Genomic DNA, 477 nt, shown 5'->3' with positions numbered 1-477 from the left:
ATTACTCCGGTTAACGACATCTTCACTGATGCCCCTGAAACCGTAACAACACCAGAAGATACCGCTAAGAGCGGTAACTTGTTAACGGGAACCACCAGTGTTGATGGCCCGGTAACGGTAAGTACCTTCACAGTTGCTGGCGTGGTCGATGGTAGCGGTAACCCGGTTGTCTTTACCGTAGGCGCTACAGCGCAAACAATCCCAGGTGTTGGCACTATCACTATTGCCGCCAATGGCGATTACACCTTTACGCCAGCAGCCAACTATCACGGCACTGTTCCAACAATTAGCTACGCGCTGACCGATGGTTTAGGTGCGGATGTTGTCTCCACTCTTGATATTACGGTTAGTCCGGTAGTTGACTTAACTGCTGCTAATGACACTAATACCACCCCTGAAGATACGCCCGTCAATGGTACGGTTGTTGCCAATGACAGCACCACTTCAGGTGGTACCTTGGCTTATGCCAAGGCAACA

Annotated in this window: 1 protein-coding gene; it reads left to right on the top strand. The window is 50.5% G+C overall.

From position 1 onward, the window contains the following. Positions 1–477 (top strand): Ig-like domain-containing protein (locus ICN19_RS10125; protein ID WP_216247639.1); only part of this gene is annotated, 477 nt, incomplete at both ends.

Origin of the sequence: Polynucleobacter sp. AP-Capit-er-40B-B4 (assembly GCF_018882245.1) — a bacterium.
Lineage (GTDB): Bacteria > Pseudomonadota > Gammaproteobacteria > Burkholderiales > Burkholderiaceae > Polynucleobacter.
Note: the sequence above shows the minus strand (reverse complement) of the source record. Positions and strands in the feature narration are given on the sequence as shown.